Raw genomic sequence first — 13,777 nt, forward strand, 5'->3', positions numbered from 1 at the left:
GGGGAGCGGCGACTTGGCTGCTCGTGTGCGGAGGATTTTGCTACTTGGGCGGAGGAATGTCGTTAGATCGGGAATGCGCGAGCGCGGCCAGTCAGCCTGATAAAAGCGCAACGCTCTGACCTGCACTTTCTCGAAGTTGCAAATGGTTTGCAAGAACGTATTCTCGTTCTAGCGACATCCACCCCGGTATAGCCCTGATTTGGAGGGGTTCCCTCCTGCGTATTCCCGATCTGACGACACTTCCCCCACCTGTGTATTCCCGATCTGGCGACATCTGGAGGTTTAACCGCTCCGAGGGGTGGTAATAACCGCTCCGAGGGGTGGCAATGGCTGCTGCCGGGGTGGGATAAGTGTCGCCAGGGTGAGTGCCGGGTGCCGCCGGGGGCAGCATTGGGCTCCGCAGGGAGACCTGAAGGCAGAGGAAAACAAGAAAAGGCGCCCAAAGGCGCCCTTTTCTATTACCGCCAGCCAGCAACCAGAGGGGTTAGCTGCCTGCAAAGCAGAAACTACTGCTCCGCGCGCGGAACGTCCAGGTCCGGGTCGTAAGGCTCAGCGGCAACGATCGTCACAGATACAGTATCGCCAGTGGGGGTCTGGTACTCGCGGGTCTCGCCGACCTTGGCGCCGACGATGGCCGCACCCAGCGGAGCATCGGTGGAGTAGGTCTCCAGGTCCGGGTTGGAAGACTCCAGGCCGCGGGTGCCGATCAGGAAGGTCTCCTTATCGTCCTCGTCACCGTCGTAGTAGACGTGGATCACGGAACCAACCAGTGCCACGCCGGACTCCTGCGGAGCCTCACCGATGGTGGCGTTATCCAGCAGCTCCTCCAGGTAGGTGATGCGAGCCTCCTCCTGGCCCTGCTGCTCGCGGGCTGCGTGGTAGCCGCCGTTCTCCTTCAGGTCGCCTTCTTCGCGGCGCTCGTTAATCTCGGCTGCCAGCACCGGACGGTTCTCCTTCAGAGCCGTCAGTTCTGCATTCAGTCGGTCGTAAGATTCCTGGGTCAGCCAGCGAGTCTGGTTCTCGGCCATTGGGTTCTCCCATCTTCGTTGAAGGTTGACGCGGTCTCTCACGTGGGCGTCAATAGATTTTTAAGTAGGCGTGCAAAGTGTAGCACCTGGGCGCCAGGCTACCTGGGCTGCCCGGCCTAGTCGCGCGGGTCTGCTTAGCCTTCCGGCTTAGTCGCGCGGGTCGAGGTGCGGCGGTAGCGTGGCGGAGCAACCGTAGGCGGTGGCTGCGTAGCCGCGTTCGCGGGTGGGGATGTCCACCAGGAAGCGTTCTACTTCTTCACCGCCGCGGGGGATGACGAACTCGCGGCGTCCGACTTCGTTCTTGTCGTAGTCCAGGGCGGTGACGATGCAATATGCGGGCTTGGAGGGATCCTTGCGGGTGACGTCGATGCTCATGGTCATTCGCTCGTCCGAGACGATCTCGCCACCGGACTCCTGCGCCGTGACATCCGCTTCCGAATTACGCATGAACTGCGTGACCGCATAGGCAAGCGCTGCTGCCAGCATTACGGCCAGGATTACTACAACGATTTTCCCGGAGAATTTCTGGTTGCGCGTTTCGCCGTAGCGCTCTTCTTGGATGCTCTTCTTCGCCGCGTTCATGATGTCTCTAGTCTAGCCCACCCTTTTATTATTGACGCCCACGTCCCCGGCCTGCCCGGACCGGTGGCTCTATTGGGTAGGGGAGGGCTGGGTAGTAGATTGTATTGGCGTGAGTGAAAAGACATCTGCCGTTGATACGCCGCGTTATCGCCTGCTGGCGATTCACGCGCACCCGGACGACGAATCCAGCAAGGGTGCGGCCACCATGGCTCGCTATGTCGATGAAGGCCACCGGGTGAAAGTACTGACGTGCACAGGCGGTGAGCGCGGGGACATCCTGAACCCAGAGATGCAGGAGCTGGCTGAGCAGGGCATCGGAGAGATGATTGAGGTGCGCCGCGAGGAGATGGCTCAGGCGGCCTCGATCCTGGGCGTGGAGCATGAGTGGCTGGGTTATGTGGATTCCGGTCTGCCGGAGGGTGACCCGAAGCCGCCGTTGCCGGAGGGATGCTTTGCCCTGCAGGACACGGAAGAGGTTACGCAAAGAGTTGTGCGGGTGGTCCGTGAGTTCCGTCCGCATGTCATCATCACCTACGACGAGCACGGCGGTTATCCGCACCCAGATCACATCAAGGTTCATGCGGTTTCCGTACGTGCCTGGGAGGCTGCCGGCGACCCGAACTACCACCCGGAGCTGGGCGAACCTTGGGAGGTGAAGAAGCTGTACTATACCCATGGGTTCATCCGCGAGCGTTTCGAGAACCTGGCCACCGCCATGTATGAGCGTGGCGCGCAGCTGCCGGATCACGTCCTGCGACACTTGGAGTTGTGGAGGCAGCTGCCGGATATTTTCTCCCGTGTGACCACCCGCGTGAATGTGGCTGACTGGTTTGAGCGCCGCGATGATGCGCTGCGTGCTCACCGCACTCAGATTGACCCGAAGGGGGCGTTCTTCCTGGCGGACATGGACTTGCAGCAGCAGGTGTGGCCGACCGAGGAGTTCGAGCTCGCGCAGTCGCGCGTGCATAGCGAGCTGCCGGAGTCGGAACTTTTCGCCGGGTTAGATTCGGCGGAATAGCGCAGCGCAGGGTTGACCGGCGCAGCGCAGGGTTTCCCCACAGGCGGGCGACAAACTACAGTTAATGGGCAGATAACAAGAAGGAGTTTCCAGCGATGAACACCGCCACCTGGATCATTGCGCAGGCAGAGCGCACCGGCCCGAAGGGCGCCGAGTTCGGTAAAGCCGCCCCAGTCGGCCTGTTCGTGATCGTCATCTTGTTGCTGGTTGTGCTGCTCATCGGCTTTGCCATGAACAAGCGCATCCGCCGCCTCGAGCGCCGCCAGGCTTTCGCCGATGCGCGTGGCATTGATCTGTTCGACACGGAGAAGCTGGAAGCGGCGATGAAGGCCGAAGGCTTCGACGAAACCGCCGGCAAGCGTTCCATGTTTGCCCGCACTGAGGTGCCGCAGACAGATGAGCGCTTCTTGCCTTCCTCTGGCACACTGACCGGCCCCGCTGCGATTGACGCTGAGCGGGCGCGGGCTAAGGGCGTCAATAAGGATGGCGAAGAACCCCCGAACCAGCATCAGTAGGATCAACACCGTGAACCGCATCCCCCAGCTGCTATACCCAGCCTACGAGGCCAGCCTGGCGCGCTCGTTGCGCGATAAGCCACGGCCGAAGCACGTCGCCATCATGGCCGACGGCAACCGCCGCTGGGCGCGCGAGAACGGGTTCACGGATGTGTCGCACGGTCACCGCGTAGGCGCGAAGAAGATCGCGGAAATGTGCGGTTGGTGCGATGAACTGGGGATCGAAACCGTCACGGTGTACTTGCTCAGCACCGAAAACCTAAAGCGCTCTCCGGAGGAGCTGTCGTTGCTGTGCAGCATCATTGGTGATGTTGCCGAGGAATTGGCGGATTCTGACGCCGGGTTCCAGCTGCGCACCGTCGGCCACCTAGAGCTACTGCCTGAACAGCTGCGCATTCGCCTGGAGGAAAACCAGGCCAAGACGAACGACCACACGGGCGTGCGCGTGAATGTGGCCGTGGGGTATGGCGGGCGCCAGGAGATCGTGGATGCGGTGCAGACCCTCGTGGCCGAGCTGGCGGAGCAGGGGACGGCGCCGGAAGATATGGCAGAGGCAATCACCGCTGAGGCGTTGGGGAATCACATGTACACCTCGGGGCAGCCGGATCCGGACCTGGTGATCCGCACGTCGGGGGAGCAGCGCCTATCTGGTTTTCTGCTGTGGCAGTCCGCGTACTCGGAGATCTGGTTTACCGATACCTATTGGCCGGCCTTCCGGCGCGTGGATTTCCTGCGTGCGCTGCGCGACTACTCGCAGCGGCACAGGCGCTTCGGGCTATAAGCGGGGGGATAACCGGCGATAGGGGTGCGAGCGATAGGGGGCGCGTAATTGCGCGTGGGGCTAGATCTTCCGCATCCGCACTTTCTGCACCAGGTGGTCCGGGCCCTTGCGCAGAACCAAGGAAGCACGCACGCGGGTGGGGAGGATGTTCTCCATCAGGTTCGGCAGGTTCACGGTCTGCCAGATCTCCCTGGCGACCACGGTGGCCTCTTCATCGCTGAAGTTTGCGAAGTGGTGGAAGTGCGCCTTCGGATCCTTAAACGCAGTGTTCTTCAGGCGCAAGAAGCGGTCGATGTACCAATCCTCGATGTCCTCGCGCCGGGCATCGACGTAAACGGAGAAATCGAAGAGGTCGGAGACCATGAGGGTGGGGCCGGTCTGCAGAACGTTTAGCCCCTCGACGATGAGGATGTCCGGGCGGTCGACTGTAATGGTCTGGTCCGGAATGCGGTCGTAGGCCTCGTGGGAGTACACCGGAGCCTGCACCTTTTGGGTGCCGGACTTCACCTTGGTGATGAAGCTCAGTAGTTCCGCCTGGTCGTAGGACTCCGGGAAGCCCTTGCGGTGCATGAGCTTGCGGCGCTCGAGTTCTGCGGTGGGCAGCAGGAAGCCGTCGGTGGTTACGAGGTCCACCCGCGGGTTTGTCTCCCAACGCTGCAACAGAACTTGCAGCACGCGGGCGGTGGTGGACTTGCCGACGGCGACGGAGCCGCAGACGCCGATGATGTAAGGGATCTGCGGCATTGCCTCGCCGAGGAATGTTTCAGTGGCGGCGTTGAGCCTGCGGTGCGCTTCGACGCGCAGGAAGATCAGGCGGGACAACGGGAGGTAGACCTCGGAGACCTCTTCCAGGTCGATTTCATCGCCGATGCCGCGGAGCTGTTCCAGTTCATCTTCGGTGAGGACCTGGGGCATCGACTTTCTTAAGGTGCGCCACTGAGTACGGTCCAGCTCAATGTAAGGGCTGGGGGAAGTCATAGCACCCATTGTGCCCCGAAAATGGGGCAAGGTGAAATTGGATCGCCATGGGTTTGTCGCCATGGCTTTGTCGCCATGGGTTTGTCGCCTGGGCTTTGTCGCCATGGGTTTGTCGCCATGGATTTGTCAAGGAGCCGCAATGGGATCGCAATCGGGTCGCAATAGTTTGGCAACGGGGTGAGTGTGGGCTGGGTGTGGGTTGGGGTATGGGTTGGGTATAGGGCGCTGCGGGTACTCGCTATGATAGTGATGCAGATAAGCAACCGGTTTTATCTTTTTAGATTCATCCACAATGGAAGGCCTTGGTAGACGTGACTTCTCCGCAGAATTCGTCCACTCAGAACTCTCAACAGCACAACACTCCTTTGGCGGAGCTGGATCCTCAGGTCGCAGAAGCCATCGCAGGTGAGCTGCGCCGCCAGCGCACCACCCTGGAGATGATTGCCTCGGAGAACTTTGTGCCGCGCGCTGTGCTGCAGGCACAGGGCTCGGTTCTCACCAATAAGTACGCCGAGGGCTACCCGGGCCGCCGTTACTACGGCGGTTGCGAGCACGTGGATGTCATTGAAGACCTGGCCCGCGACCGCGCCAAGCAGGTCTTCGGCGCGGAGTTCGCCAACGTGCAGCCTCACGCCGGTGCGCAGGCTAACGCAGCAGTCCTGATGTCCCTGGCCAACCCGGGTGACAAGATCATGGGTCTGTCCCTAGCACACGGTGGCCACCTGACCCACGGCATGCACCTGAACTTCTCCGGCAAGCTCTACGAGGTCGCCGCTTACGAGGTGGATCCGGAGACGTTCCGCCTGGACATGGACAAGATCCGCGAGCAGGCCATTGCGGAGAAGCCGCAGGTGCTGATCGCCGGCTGGTCCGCATACCCGCGCCACCAGGACTTCGCAGCTTTCAAGTCCATCGCCGATGAGGTTGGGGCGAAGCTGTGGGTGGACATGGCTCACTTCGCTGGCCTGGTTGCCGCGGACCTGCACCCGTCGCCGGTTCCGCACGCCGACGTGGTCTCCACCACCGTGCACAAGACCCTGGGTGGCCCGCGCTCCGGCATGATCCTGGCTAAGCAGGAGTACGCCAAGAAGCTGAACTCCTCCGTCTTCCCGGGCCAGCAGGGCGGCCCGCTGATGCACGCCGTCGCCGCTAAGGCTGTGGCCATGAAGGTTGCTCAGACCGACGAGTTCCGCGATCGTCAGCAGCGTACGCTCGAGGGCGCGAAGATCCTGGCGGAGCGCCTGAACGCTCAGGATACGAAGGACGCTGGTGTGCAGGTTCTCACCGGCGGCACCGACGTACACCTGGTGCTGGTTGACCTGCGCAACTCTCAGCTGGACGGCCAGCAGGGCGAAGACCTGCTGCACGAGGTCGGCATCACCGTCAACCGCAATGCTGTCCCCTTTGATCCGCGTCCGCCGATGGTCACTTCCGGCCTGCGCATCGGTACCTCCGCCCTGGCTTCCCGTGGTCTGGATACCGAGGCCTTCACCGAGGTCGCAGACGTCATCGGTACCGCTCTGGCCGGCAACGCGGACATCGCTGCGCTGCGCGCCCGCGTGGACAAGATCGCCGAGGACTTCCCGCTGTACGAGGGCCTGGAAGACTGGAAGCTGGTCTAAGGAGCCCAGCGGCTGCAAAGCACGCGGCTCTGAGAAAAGCGGCTATAAGGATTGGGGTTTAGCACTATGGTCAGCACGCAGGTGAAGGATGCAATCGTCGTCGTCGACGTTCAAAACGACTTCGTCGATGGTTCCCTGGGAACCGACCGGGGCCTAGAAGTGGCACGGGGGATCAACGCCTGGCTGGGCGGCCTGGTGCACACCGAGGAGGAGGAAGCCGAAGCCGACGCCGGCTCCCCGGCTGCCGCCCGCCCGCTCATCGTCGGCACAAAGGATTGGCACATCAGGCCCGAAGGCCACTTCGCGCCAGAGGGGGAGGAGCCGGACTACAAGGACACCTGGCCGGTCCACTGCGTAGCCGACACGCACGGCGCGCAGGTCTGTGCCGAGCTGAACCCCGAACTGGTGGACGCCTGGTTCCACAAGGGCGAATACACCGCTGCCTATTCCGGCTTTGAAGGTCACCTCGCAGATGAGGAACAGACCCTTCAACAGTGGCTGAATTTCCACGAGGTGGAGAACGTGACGATCGTGGGTATCGCCACCGACTTCTGCGTGCGCGCTACAGCCGAAGATGCGCTTCGAGCGGGCTTCGGCGTGACGGTTATCGAGGATCTTTGCGCGGCGGTGAGCGAGGACGGCGCTACTCAGGCTCTGGACGCCCTCAGGGCTGCCGGCGCCGAGGTTATCAGCCAACCCCGCTAGCCATCCCGCGCTAGCGGGGCATAAGGGGGGGCGATGGTGCGGGGGCGTCACTGAGTAAGAAACAGCGACAACATCTGCGCCAAAGCGCAGCTTTACGCGACTGTTCCACGTAGCGTAACCAGTATGAGTGAAAACACTAATCTTGTGCTGGTCGAGGACAAGGCCGGCGTACGATACATCACCATCAACCGCGCGGAGGCATACAATTCCCTAGACAAGGGGCTGCGTCTTGCGCTGATCGAGGCTTTCCGCAACGCACAAAAGGATTCCGAAGAACTCGGTTCCGCCGTGCGTGCCGTGGTGCTGCGCGCCAACGGTAAGGCATTTTGCTCCGGGCAGGATCTGAAGGAACAGCTGCGGGATACGCAAAACCGCACGGGGATGGAAAAGGTGGTGGAGGAGTACAACCCGATGACTGAGCTCCTCGCCGGGATCAGCGTGCCGACGATCGCCGCGCTCCAAGGGCCAGCGGCTGGCGCAGGTTGGGGGTTGGCAATGGCCTGTGACTTCCGCGTGATGTCTACGGCAGCCTCTTTCAAGGGCGCCTTCACGGGCGTGGGGCTGGCGGCGGACTCGGGCCTGTCGCAGACCCTCGTGGACTGCGTGGGCCGTGCGAAGGCCCTGCAGTTGCTGCTCTTGGACCGCAAGGTGCCTGCCGAGGAAGCCGCGGAGCTGGGCTTGGTAGAACAGCTCGTAGAGCCGGCCGAGCTCGAGGCGACCGTGGAGAAACTGGCTAACGACTTCGCCGCTGGCCCGACTGCAGCATATAAGGAGATGAAGGCGCTGGTGAAGAACACCGCGGCGGTTAGCGATGCTGTCGCAGCAGAGGCGGAGGCGCAGCTACGCCTGTTTAACACCGCCGACCATAGCGAAGCGGTGGCCGCCTTCCTAGGAAAGCGACCACCGCAGTTTAAGGGGGAGTAAGGATAGACCTTACTTCTCGCCCTTGGCCAGGCGGCGAGAGATGATCTCGATCATGATCTCGTTCGGGCCGCCGTAGATCGGCTGAACGCGGGAGTCCAGGTAGTGGGTGGAGATCGGGTACTCCAGCATGAAGCCGTAGCCGCCGTGCAGCTGCAGAGCCTCGTTGACAACCTCGATCTGCAGCTCGGTGGTCTGGTACTTAGCCATTGCGCCGGTGACCTCGTCCAGGGTGCCGTTGACCTTCTCCATGATGCAGGCATCAACGAAGGACTGGGAGCCCTGGATGTTGGTGGCCATCTTGGCCAGCTCCCAGCGGTATGCCTGGTGGTCGATCAGGCGCTGACCGAAGGTCTTGCGGTCCTGAGAGTGCTTGTAAACCAGGTCGAATGCGCGGCGGGAGGTAGCGATGGAGCCCACGGCGATGGACAGGCGCTCCTGTGCCAGGTTGGTGCGCAGGTAGCCGAATGCGGCGCCCTCTTCGCCCAGCAGGTTCTCCTTCGGAACGCGGGTGTCCTCGAAGGACAGCTCAGCGGTGTCCTGGGACTTCAGGCCGACCTTCTTCAGCGGGCCGGTCTTGGTGTAGCCCTCCATGCCGTCCTCAACGATCAGCATGGAAACGCCTGCGCGGCCCTTCTCCGGGTTGGTGACGACGACCAGCAGGGTGAAGTCTGCCTGGACACCGTTGGAGATGAAGGTCTTCGCGCCGTTGACGATGTAGTCGCCGTTCTCGTCCTTCTTCGCGAAGGTGCGGATGCCAGCCAGGTCAGCGCCTGCGCCCGGCTCGGTCATGGCCAGTGCGGCGATCTTCTCACCGGCGCACAGCGGCTTCAGGAAACGCTCCTTCTGCTCGTCGTTGCCGAAGCGCTGCAGGTAGGGGATGACCAGGTCGTTGATGGTCTGGATGCCCACGATAACGGAACCGGAGTCAGCCTTAGCCAGCTCCTCGGTCAGCACGGCGTTGAAGCGGTAGTCGTTCTCCATACCGCCGCCGCCGAACTGCTCCGGAGCCATCATGCCCAGCAGACCCTGCTGGCCGGCCTTCTGGAACATCTCGCGGTCGCAGTAGCCCTGCTCGTGCCAGCGGTCAACGTTCGGGGCGATCTCGGCCTTCACGAAGTCCGCGCAGGCCTCGCGGAACATGTTGTGCTCTTCTTCGAAAATGTTGCGTGGCAGGAAGTTCTTCATGGGTTCCTTTCAAACCAAGACGTTGGCTGCTTGAACTGCCGAACTTGAACTACTGGAATATCAGCAGCGTGCGTAGCGCCAGTGGCAGCAATGTCGGTTATAGAGATTTCTGTGTGTTGCAGTTCGATGTCGCGGCACTATTGTGACGTGCATCTCTGCGTTGTTTATGAGAATAGCATTTCTTTGGGGTGAAAGTACAAGGAAACCCCTCGATATTGGGCGAAAACACACTGTTATGTGTCGCACATGGTTGCCACTTCACCCCTGCGGGCAGATCTAGCCACCCCCGCCTGAAAAAAGCCCAGGTCAACTATTTATTCAACATTTTTGTTGTTTAAATATTGACAAGCCAAGTGAGGCTTGGCTAACCTCTTGGATGTGTCGCAGGCTAGTCACCTGAGGCGCACTGCAGTTGTGGAATATGTTGCAGCACCTGTCGAAAGTTCAGTTGTCGGCGCAGTATTCATGCGACGAGGGTTTCTCTCTTCTCCCCGAAGCGCATGAGCATCGGTAGCCACTTTCTCCTCCGAGGTGCTGTGGTTGTTCATCCGGTTACCCGGCAACCGTCAGCTTCGTCACCTGGAGGTTGCTTACCGGATAAAGCTTCTGATGGCTCGTCACCATCGAAGGCCCAAGGTCAATGGCCAAAGGCGAAAAGGCGAGGAAAGGTCCGAAATATCGGGCTTATCCTCGCCTTTTTCTTATTCTTGTGCCGCCTCTAGCTGAACTTATTGACGCCCCGTCTCCTCGCGCTCACTAGCCAACTTACGGCGAGCTTCTCGCAGCCACTCCGGCTGCTTTTCAAGCAATGCCTTAATCTCCGCGGTCGTCAGTGGCTTGTCCATGTCATTGTTCTTCAGCGACGTAATGCTAATGCCCAGCTTGCGAGCTACCTCGGGGCGGGGGTGCGGCCCCTCTCGGCGCAGCGTCTGTAGCCACTCGGGCGGGTTCTTCTGCAGCTCCACGAATTGCTCATGGGTAAGTGCGGAATCCTGGAACTCCTGCGGGGTGGCCGGAAGGTAGATCGCCAGCTTCTTTGCGGCGGTGGCGGGCTTCATGGGCGGGCCGGACTTGTAACTCGGGTTCGCGTCAGTCATGTTCATCATTCTAATGAACGGCTCTATTATTGGTGCCATGCCCACTCAGCAGAACCGCACCGCGAAGCCGCGCCAGCACTTAAAAGTTGTCTTTAGTACTGGCGTGCAGCCGGATAAGTGGTTCCGGCGCTTTGACGAGCGGGTTCCTGGATGGAAGATCGCCAGCGCGGGCACCGACAACCCGTTGCCCTATATTCGCGCAGGTCAGGCGGATGTTGCATTGGTTCGCCTCCCGGTGGAGGGGTCCGAGCGTCCGGCCGACATGCACGAGGTTGCCCTCTATGAGGAGCAGATCGGCGTCGCTGCCCCTAAGGAGCATCCCATTAAGGTTATGGAATCCATCGACTTCCGGGAGCTGACCGACGAGAAGCTGATGTACGTCACCCCGTCTACCGGCTGGGATGACGTGGCGGCTCTGCGTGAAGCCCTGCAGGTTGTTGCCGCAAACGTTGGTATCGCCGTCGCGCCGCGCCCCTTGCTGCGGGCTATTAACCAGCGCGGGGTGGTGCATCGGGATCTTTTGGGAATTGACGCCACCACGTGCCCCCGCACCCGTGTTGCTCTTATGTGGCTTACCGAATCTGACAGTGACGTCATCCAGGACTTCGTCGGGATATGTAAAGGGCGCACTGCGAGCAGCTCGCGACAGGTGGCTAGACAGGGACGTGGTGGCGTCAATAAAAGGGCAGATAAAACAAAGAAAAGAGGGAAGAAAAAGACCTCCCAAGGCGCGCGGCGAAAATAAAGAATTGGTTCCGATTGGGTTAAAGATCCTAAACAACACGTGCATTTTTCGTTGGAACACTATTAGGAATGAAGGGGTATGGCTTTTGCAATAAGCGAGAGCTGAAAAGAACCGACAGAAAGGTATTAGTAATGAACTCCAACAAGCGCTTCCGTCGTTCCGCAGTGGCACTGGCCGCAGGTGCATCCCTGGTTTTCGGTGTTGCTGCATGCTCTGACGATGCTGAGGACGCCAAGGACAAGGCTGGCGACGCAGCAAACTCCGCTACTGAGAAGGCTGGCGAGGCTGCCGACTCTGCTACAGCGAAGGCCGGTGAAGGCGAGGACGGTGAGTCCGAGGCTGAGGGTGCTGACTCTGAGGGCGCTGACGCAGAGGGCTCTGAGGGCGCTGGCGCAGAGGGCGCCGAGGGTGAGACCGAGAAGGTCCAGACCGCTAGCGGTGAAGAGGTTGAGCTGCCGAAGGACGTCAAGACCGCTTGGGACAACGAAGGCGGCGAGTCCGGTTCCTTCGGTAAGCTCGCCGAGTTTACCGAGGGCGAGAACGGCTCCCTGGCAACCTTTGAAAAGGGCTGGATCGCTAACTCCAAGGATCACGGTGCAGTTCCGCTGATCGGCAAGATCGGTGAGACCTGGAACAACGGCGGCGGCCTGGACAACGAGCTGGGTCTGCCGACCGCTCCGGAGAAGGGCGACGCAGCCAACGGCTGGACTCAGTCCTTCGAGAACGGCACCATCACGTGGGCTAAGGATGAGTCCGGTCAGTACTCCGAGACCATCGAGAAGCGCTAAGTTCTAACCTTCAAGTAGTGCTTGATAACCCCAGGTGAGGGGCATGAAATGCTCCGGAGCCTGGGGCTTTTTATGTTTACCCAGAGTTCATCTGACAACAATGTAATTTCCATGCGGTGCGCATAGCGTCGAGGATGTCCGAAGCAAGTAACAACTACCCACCTCATCCGTTTCCCGGATGTAAAGCGTAGCTTTTGCGGCGTGGAACGTCCGGGTTGATCGACTCATAATCCATACAAGGAGCACCACCTCCATGACTTCCGCCGCGCCCACCGATCAGGCACATCAGAACTTTCAGGCAGAACAGGCTCTCAACGCGCATTCAGACGCAGAGCTCGGCCTACGCACTTATGTCCTCGACACTTCGGTGTTGCTATCCGATCCCTGGGCACTCATCAAGTTTGCGGAACACCGCATCATCCTCCCCGTTGTCGTCATCAGTGAGCTAGAGGGCAAGCGCCACCACCCGGAACTCGGATGGTTCGCCCGCCAGGCCCTGCGCATGCTCGAGGACTTCCGTCAGGAACACGGACGGCTGGACATGCCCAGTATCGTCAACGAAGCCGGCGGTACCGTCCAGGTGGAGCTGAACCACGTTGACCAGTCCGTGCTGCCCACGGGCCTGCGCGGTGAGCAGAATGATCACCGCATCCTGGCTTGTGCTTTGAACCTGCGGGCCGAGGGGCACAACGTCACACTGGTAACGAAGGACGTGCCGCTGCGCGTGAAGGCCGGTGCCGTCGGTCTTGACGCCGACGAATACCATGCCCAGGACGTCGTGCTCACCGGATACAACGGCATGGCTCGCGCGGAGGTGCCCTCCAGCATCATCGACGAACTGTACGACGTGGGGGAGGCCGACATCTCTGGCGCACTGACGGTAGACGGCGACGAGGTCGACGAGCTGCCGATCCACTGCGGTCTGCAACTGACCGCGGGCAGCCAGTCCGTTCTGGCACGCTCGATGGGCGACGGCATGGTGCGCCAGGTTCCCACCGACCTGGAAGCTTTTGGAATCCGGGGACGCAGCGCCCAGCAGCGCGTGGCGCTGGATCTGCTGCTGGATAACGAGGTTGGCATCGTAAGTCTGGGCGGCTCCGCGGGTACCGGTAAGTCCGCTCTGGCGCTGTGCGCCGGGTTGGAGGCAGTGCTGGAACGCGGTGAACACAAGCGCATCGTCGTCTTCCGCCCTCTGTATGCCGTCGGTGGCCAGGACTTGGGCTACCTACCCGGCAGCGAGACGGATAAGATGAACCCCTGGGCGCAGGCTGTGTACGACACCCTGGAAGGGGTGGTCAGCGACAACGTGCTGGAGGAGATCGACGCCCGCGGGCTGCTGGAGGTGCTCCCGCTGACGCACATCCGCGGCCGCAGCCTGAACGACAGCTTCGTCATTGTGGACGAAGCCCAGTCGCTCGAGCGCAACGTCCTGCTGACCGTGCTCTCGCGTCTGGGGCGAAACTCCCGCGTCGTACTGACCCATGACGTTGCGCAGCGCGATAACCTGCGCGTGGGCCGCCACGACGGCATCCAGGCGGTGATCGAAAAGCTGAAGAACAATCCGCTGTTCGCACACGTCACGCTGACCCGATCCGAGCGCTCCGCGATCGCTGAACTGGTGACGAACCTGCTGGAAAAAGGATAGTTCGCTCACAGCTGCCGGCAGCCAGGTGGCGCAAATGATGGGTCTTAGGGCACAATTTCTTCCATGACTTCCGCGAACACCGCAGGGAACACTGCGAATACTGGGAACTCTGCGAACACTGCAGGGAGTGCCGCAGATAGCAACGCTGGCAACAACGCCCAGAA

At 61.0% G+C, this 13,777-nt stretch carries 14 protein-coding genes; 9 read left to right on the forward strand and 5 right to left on the reverse strand.

Translation table 11 applies throughout. From position 1 onward, the window contains the following. Positions 1-506 precede the first annotated feature (506 nt). Together greA and Q0331_RS00585 are read right to left on the reverse strand one after the other, a co-directional pair. Entirely contained in the window at positions 507-1,028 is a 522-nt protein-coding gene (gene greA / locus Q0331_RS00580; RefSeq protein ID WP_035004425.1) for a transcription elongation factor GreA, read from the reverse strand. 147 nt (positions 1,029-1,175) lie between these two features. Beyond that, positions 1,176-1,610, reverse strand: coding sequence for a DUF4307 domain-containing protein (locus Q0331_RS00585; RefSeq protein WP_298073934.1), 435 nt, complete (start codon positions 1,608-1,610; stop codon positions 1,176-1,178). Between the two features lie 109 nt (positions 1,611-1,719). Here Q0331_RS00585 and mca point away from each other — a divergent pair, with 109 nt between their 5' ends. The 3 genes from mca (at position 1,720) to Q0331_RS00600 (ending at position 3,924) form a co-directional block, all read left to right on the forward strand. Continuing rightward, a complete protein-coding gene (gene mca, locus Q0331_RS00590) occupies positions 1,720-2,628 on the forward strand; it encodes a mycothiol conjugate amidase Mca (protein WP_298073936.1) in 909 nt (302 codons plus the stop codon). A 95-nt stretch (positions 2,629-2,723) separates the two neighbouring features. Then, entirely contained in the window at positions 2,724-3,143 is a 420-nt protein-coding gene (locus tag Q0331_RS00595) for a hypothetical protein (RefSeq protein ID WP_034985789.1), read from the forward strand. 10 nt (positions 3,144-3,153) lie between these two features. After that, on the forward strand, positions 3,154-3,924 hold the full coding sequence (locus Q0331_RS00600) for an isoprenyl transferase (protein WP_034985786.1): 771 nt from the start codon (positions 3,154-3,156) through the stop codon (positions 3,922-3,924). Positions 3,925-3,984: 60 nt separating this feature from the next. Here Q0331_RS00600 and coaA read toward each other — a convergent pair whose 3' ends face one another. After that, complete coding sequence (gene coaA / locus Q0331_RS00605) at positions 3,985-4,911, reverse strand: type I pantothenate kinase (RefSeq protein WP_239200284.1); 927 nt, start codon at positions 4,909-4,911, stop codon at positions 3,985-3,987. A 302-nt stretch (positions 4,912-5,213) separates the two neighbouring features. On the opposite strand from coaA, the gene glyA reads away from it, so the two are divergent. The 3 genes from glyA to Q0331_RS00620 all read left to right on the forward strand — a co-directional run bounded on the left by glyA (position 5,214) and on the right by Q0331_RS00620 (position 8,153). After that, on the forward strand, positions 5,214-6,524 hold the full coding sequence (gene glyA, locus Q0331_RS00610; protein WP_051894132.1) for a serine hydroxymethyltransferase: 1,311 nt from the start codon (positions 5,214-5,216) through the stop codon (positions 6,522-6,524). Positions 6,525-6,590: 66 nt separating this feature from the next. Continuing rightward, positions 6,591-7,229, forward strand: coding sequence for an isochorismatase family protein (locus Q0331_RS00615; RefSeq protein ID WP_298073939.1), 639 nt, complete (start codon positions 6,591-6,593; stop codon positions 7,227-7,229). A 123-nt stretch (positions 7,230-7,352) separates the two neighbouring features. After that, complete coding sequence (locus Q0331_RS00620) at positions 7,353-8,153, forward strand: enoyl-CoA hydratase/isomerase family protein (protein WP_298073941.1); 801 nt, start codon at positions 7,353-7,355, stop codon at positions 8,151-8,153. 9 nt (positions 8,154-8,162) lie between these two features. Here the strand turns inward: Q0331_RS00620 and Q0331_RS00625 are convergent, their stop codons facing one another. Next, a complete protein-coding gene (locus Q0331_RS00625) occupies positions 8,163-9,338 on the reverse strand; it encodes an acyl-CoA dehydrogenase family protein (RefSeq protein ID WP_298073943.1) in 1,176 nt (391 codons plus the stop codon). Between the two features lie 728 nt (positions 9,339-10,066). Beyond that, entirely contained in the window at positions 10,067-10,435 is a 369-nt protein-coding gene (locus Q0331_RS00630; protein WP_298073945.1) for a DUF5997 family protein, read from the reverse strand. 37 nt (positions 10,436-10,472) lie between these two features. Here Q0331_RS00630 and Q0331_RS00635 point away from each other — a divergent pair, with 37 nt between their 5' ends. From Q0331_RS00635 to Q0331_RS00645, 3 genes are all read left to right on the forward strand, one after another. Next, complete coding sequence (locus Q0331_RS00635) at positions 10,473-11,180, forward strand: LysR substrate-binding domain-containing protein (protein ID WP_298073947.1); 708 nt, start codon at positions 10,473-10,475, stop codon at positions 11,178-11,180. 131 nt (positions 11,181-11,311) lie between these two features. Then, a complete protein-coding gene (locus Q0331_RS00640) occupies positions 11,312-11,968 on the forward strand; it encodes a hypothetical protein (RefSeq protein WP_298073949.1) in 657 nt (218 codons plus the stop codon). Positions 11,969-12,221: 253 nt separating this feature from the next. Then, a complete protein-coding gene (locus Q0331_RS00645; RefSeq protein ID WP_298073951.1) occupies positions 12,222-13,613 on the forward strand; it encodes a PhoH family protein in 1,392 nt (463 codons plus the stop codon). Positions 13,614-13,777: the final 164 nt, after the last annotated feature.

It is taken from the genome of uncultured Corynebacterium sp. (assembly GCF_937999985.1).
GTDB lineage: Bacteria > Actinomycetota > Actinomycetes > Mycobacteriales > Mycobacteriaceae > Corynebacterium.

Excerpts from the sequence above, each read along its gene's own strand:
- greA (WP_035004425.1), bottom strand. The coding sequence starts at position 1,028 with ATGGCCGAGAACCAGACTCGCTGGCTGACCCAGGAATCTTACGACCGA.
- Q0331_RS00585 (WP_298073934.1), bottom strand. The coding sequence starts at position 1,610 with ATGAACGCGGCGAAGAAGAGCATCCAAGAAGAGCGCTACGGCGAAACG.
- Q0331_RS00595 (WP_034985789.1), top strand. The coding sequence starts at position 2,724 with ATGAACACCGCCACCTGGATCATTGCGCAGGCAGAGCGCACCGGCCCG.
- coaA (WP_239200284.1), bottom strand. The coding sequence starts at position 4,911 with ATGGGTGCTATGACTTCCCCCAGCCCTTACATTGAGCTGGACCGTACT.
- Q0331_RS00615 (WP_298073939.1), top strand. The coding sequence starts at position 6,591 with ATGGTCAGCACGCAGGTGAAGGATGCAATCGTCGTCGTCGACGTTCAA.
- Q0331_RS00620 (WP_298073941.1), top strand. The coding sequence starts at position 7,353 with ATGAGTGAAAACACTAATCTTGTGCTGGTCGAGGACAAGGCCGGCGTA.
- Q0331_RS00625 (WP_298073943.1), bottom strand. The coding sequence starts at position 9,338 with ATGAAGAACTTCCTGCCACGCAACATTTTCGAAGAAGAGCACAACATG.
- Q0331_RS00630 (WP_298073945.1), bottom strand. The coding sequence starts at position 10,435 with ATGACTGACGCGAACCCGAGTTACAAGTCCGGCCCGCCCATGAAGCCC.
- Q0331_RS00635 (WP_298073947.1), top strand. The coding sequence starts at position 10,473 with ATGCCCACTCAGCAGAACCGCACCGCGAAGCCGCGCCAGCACTTAAAA.
- Q0331_RS00640 (WP_298073949.1), top strand. The coding sequence starts at position 11,312 with ATGAACTCCAACAAGCGCTTCCGTCGTTCCGCAGTGGCACTGGCCGCA.
- Q0331_RS00645 (WP_298073951.1), top strand. The coding sequence starts at position 12,222 with ATGACTTCCGCCGCGCCCACCGATCAGGCACATCAGAACTTTCAGGCA.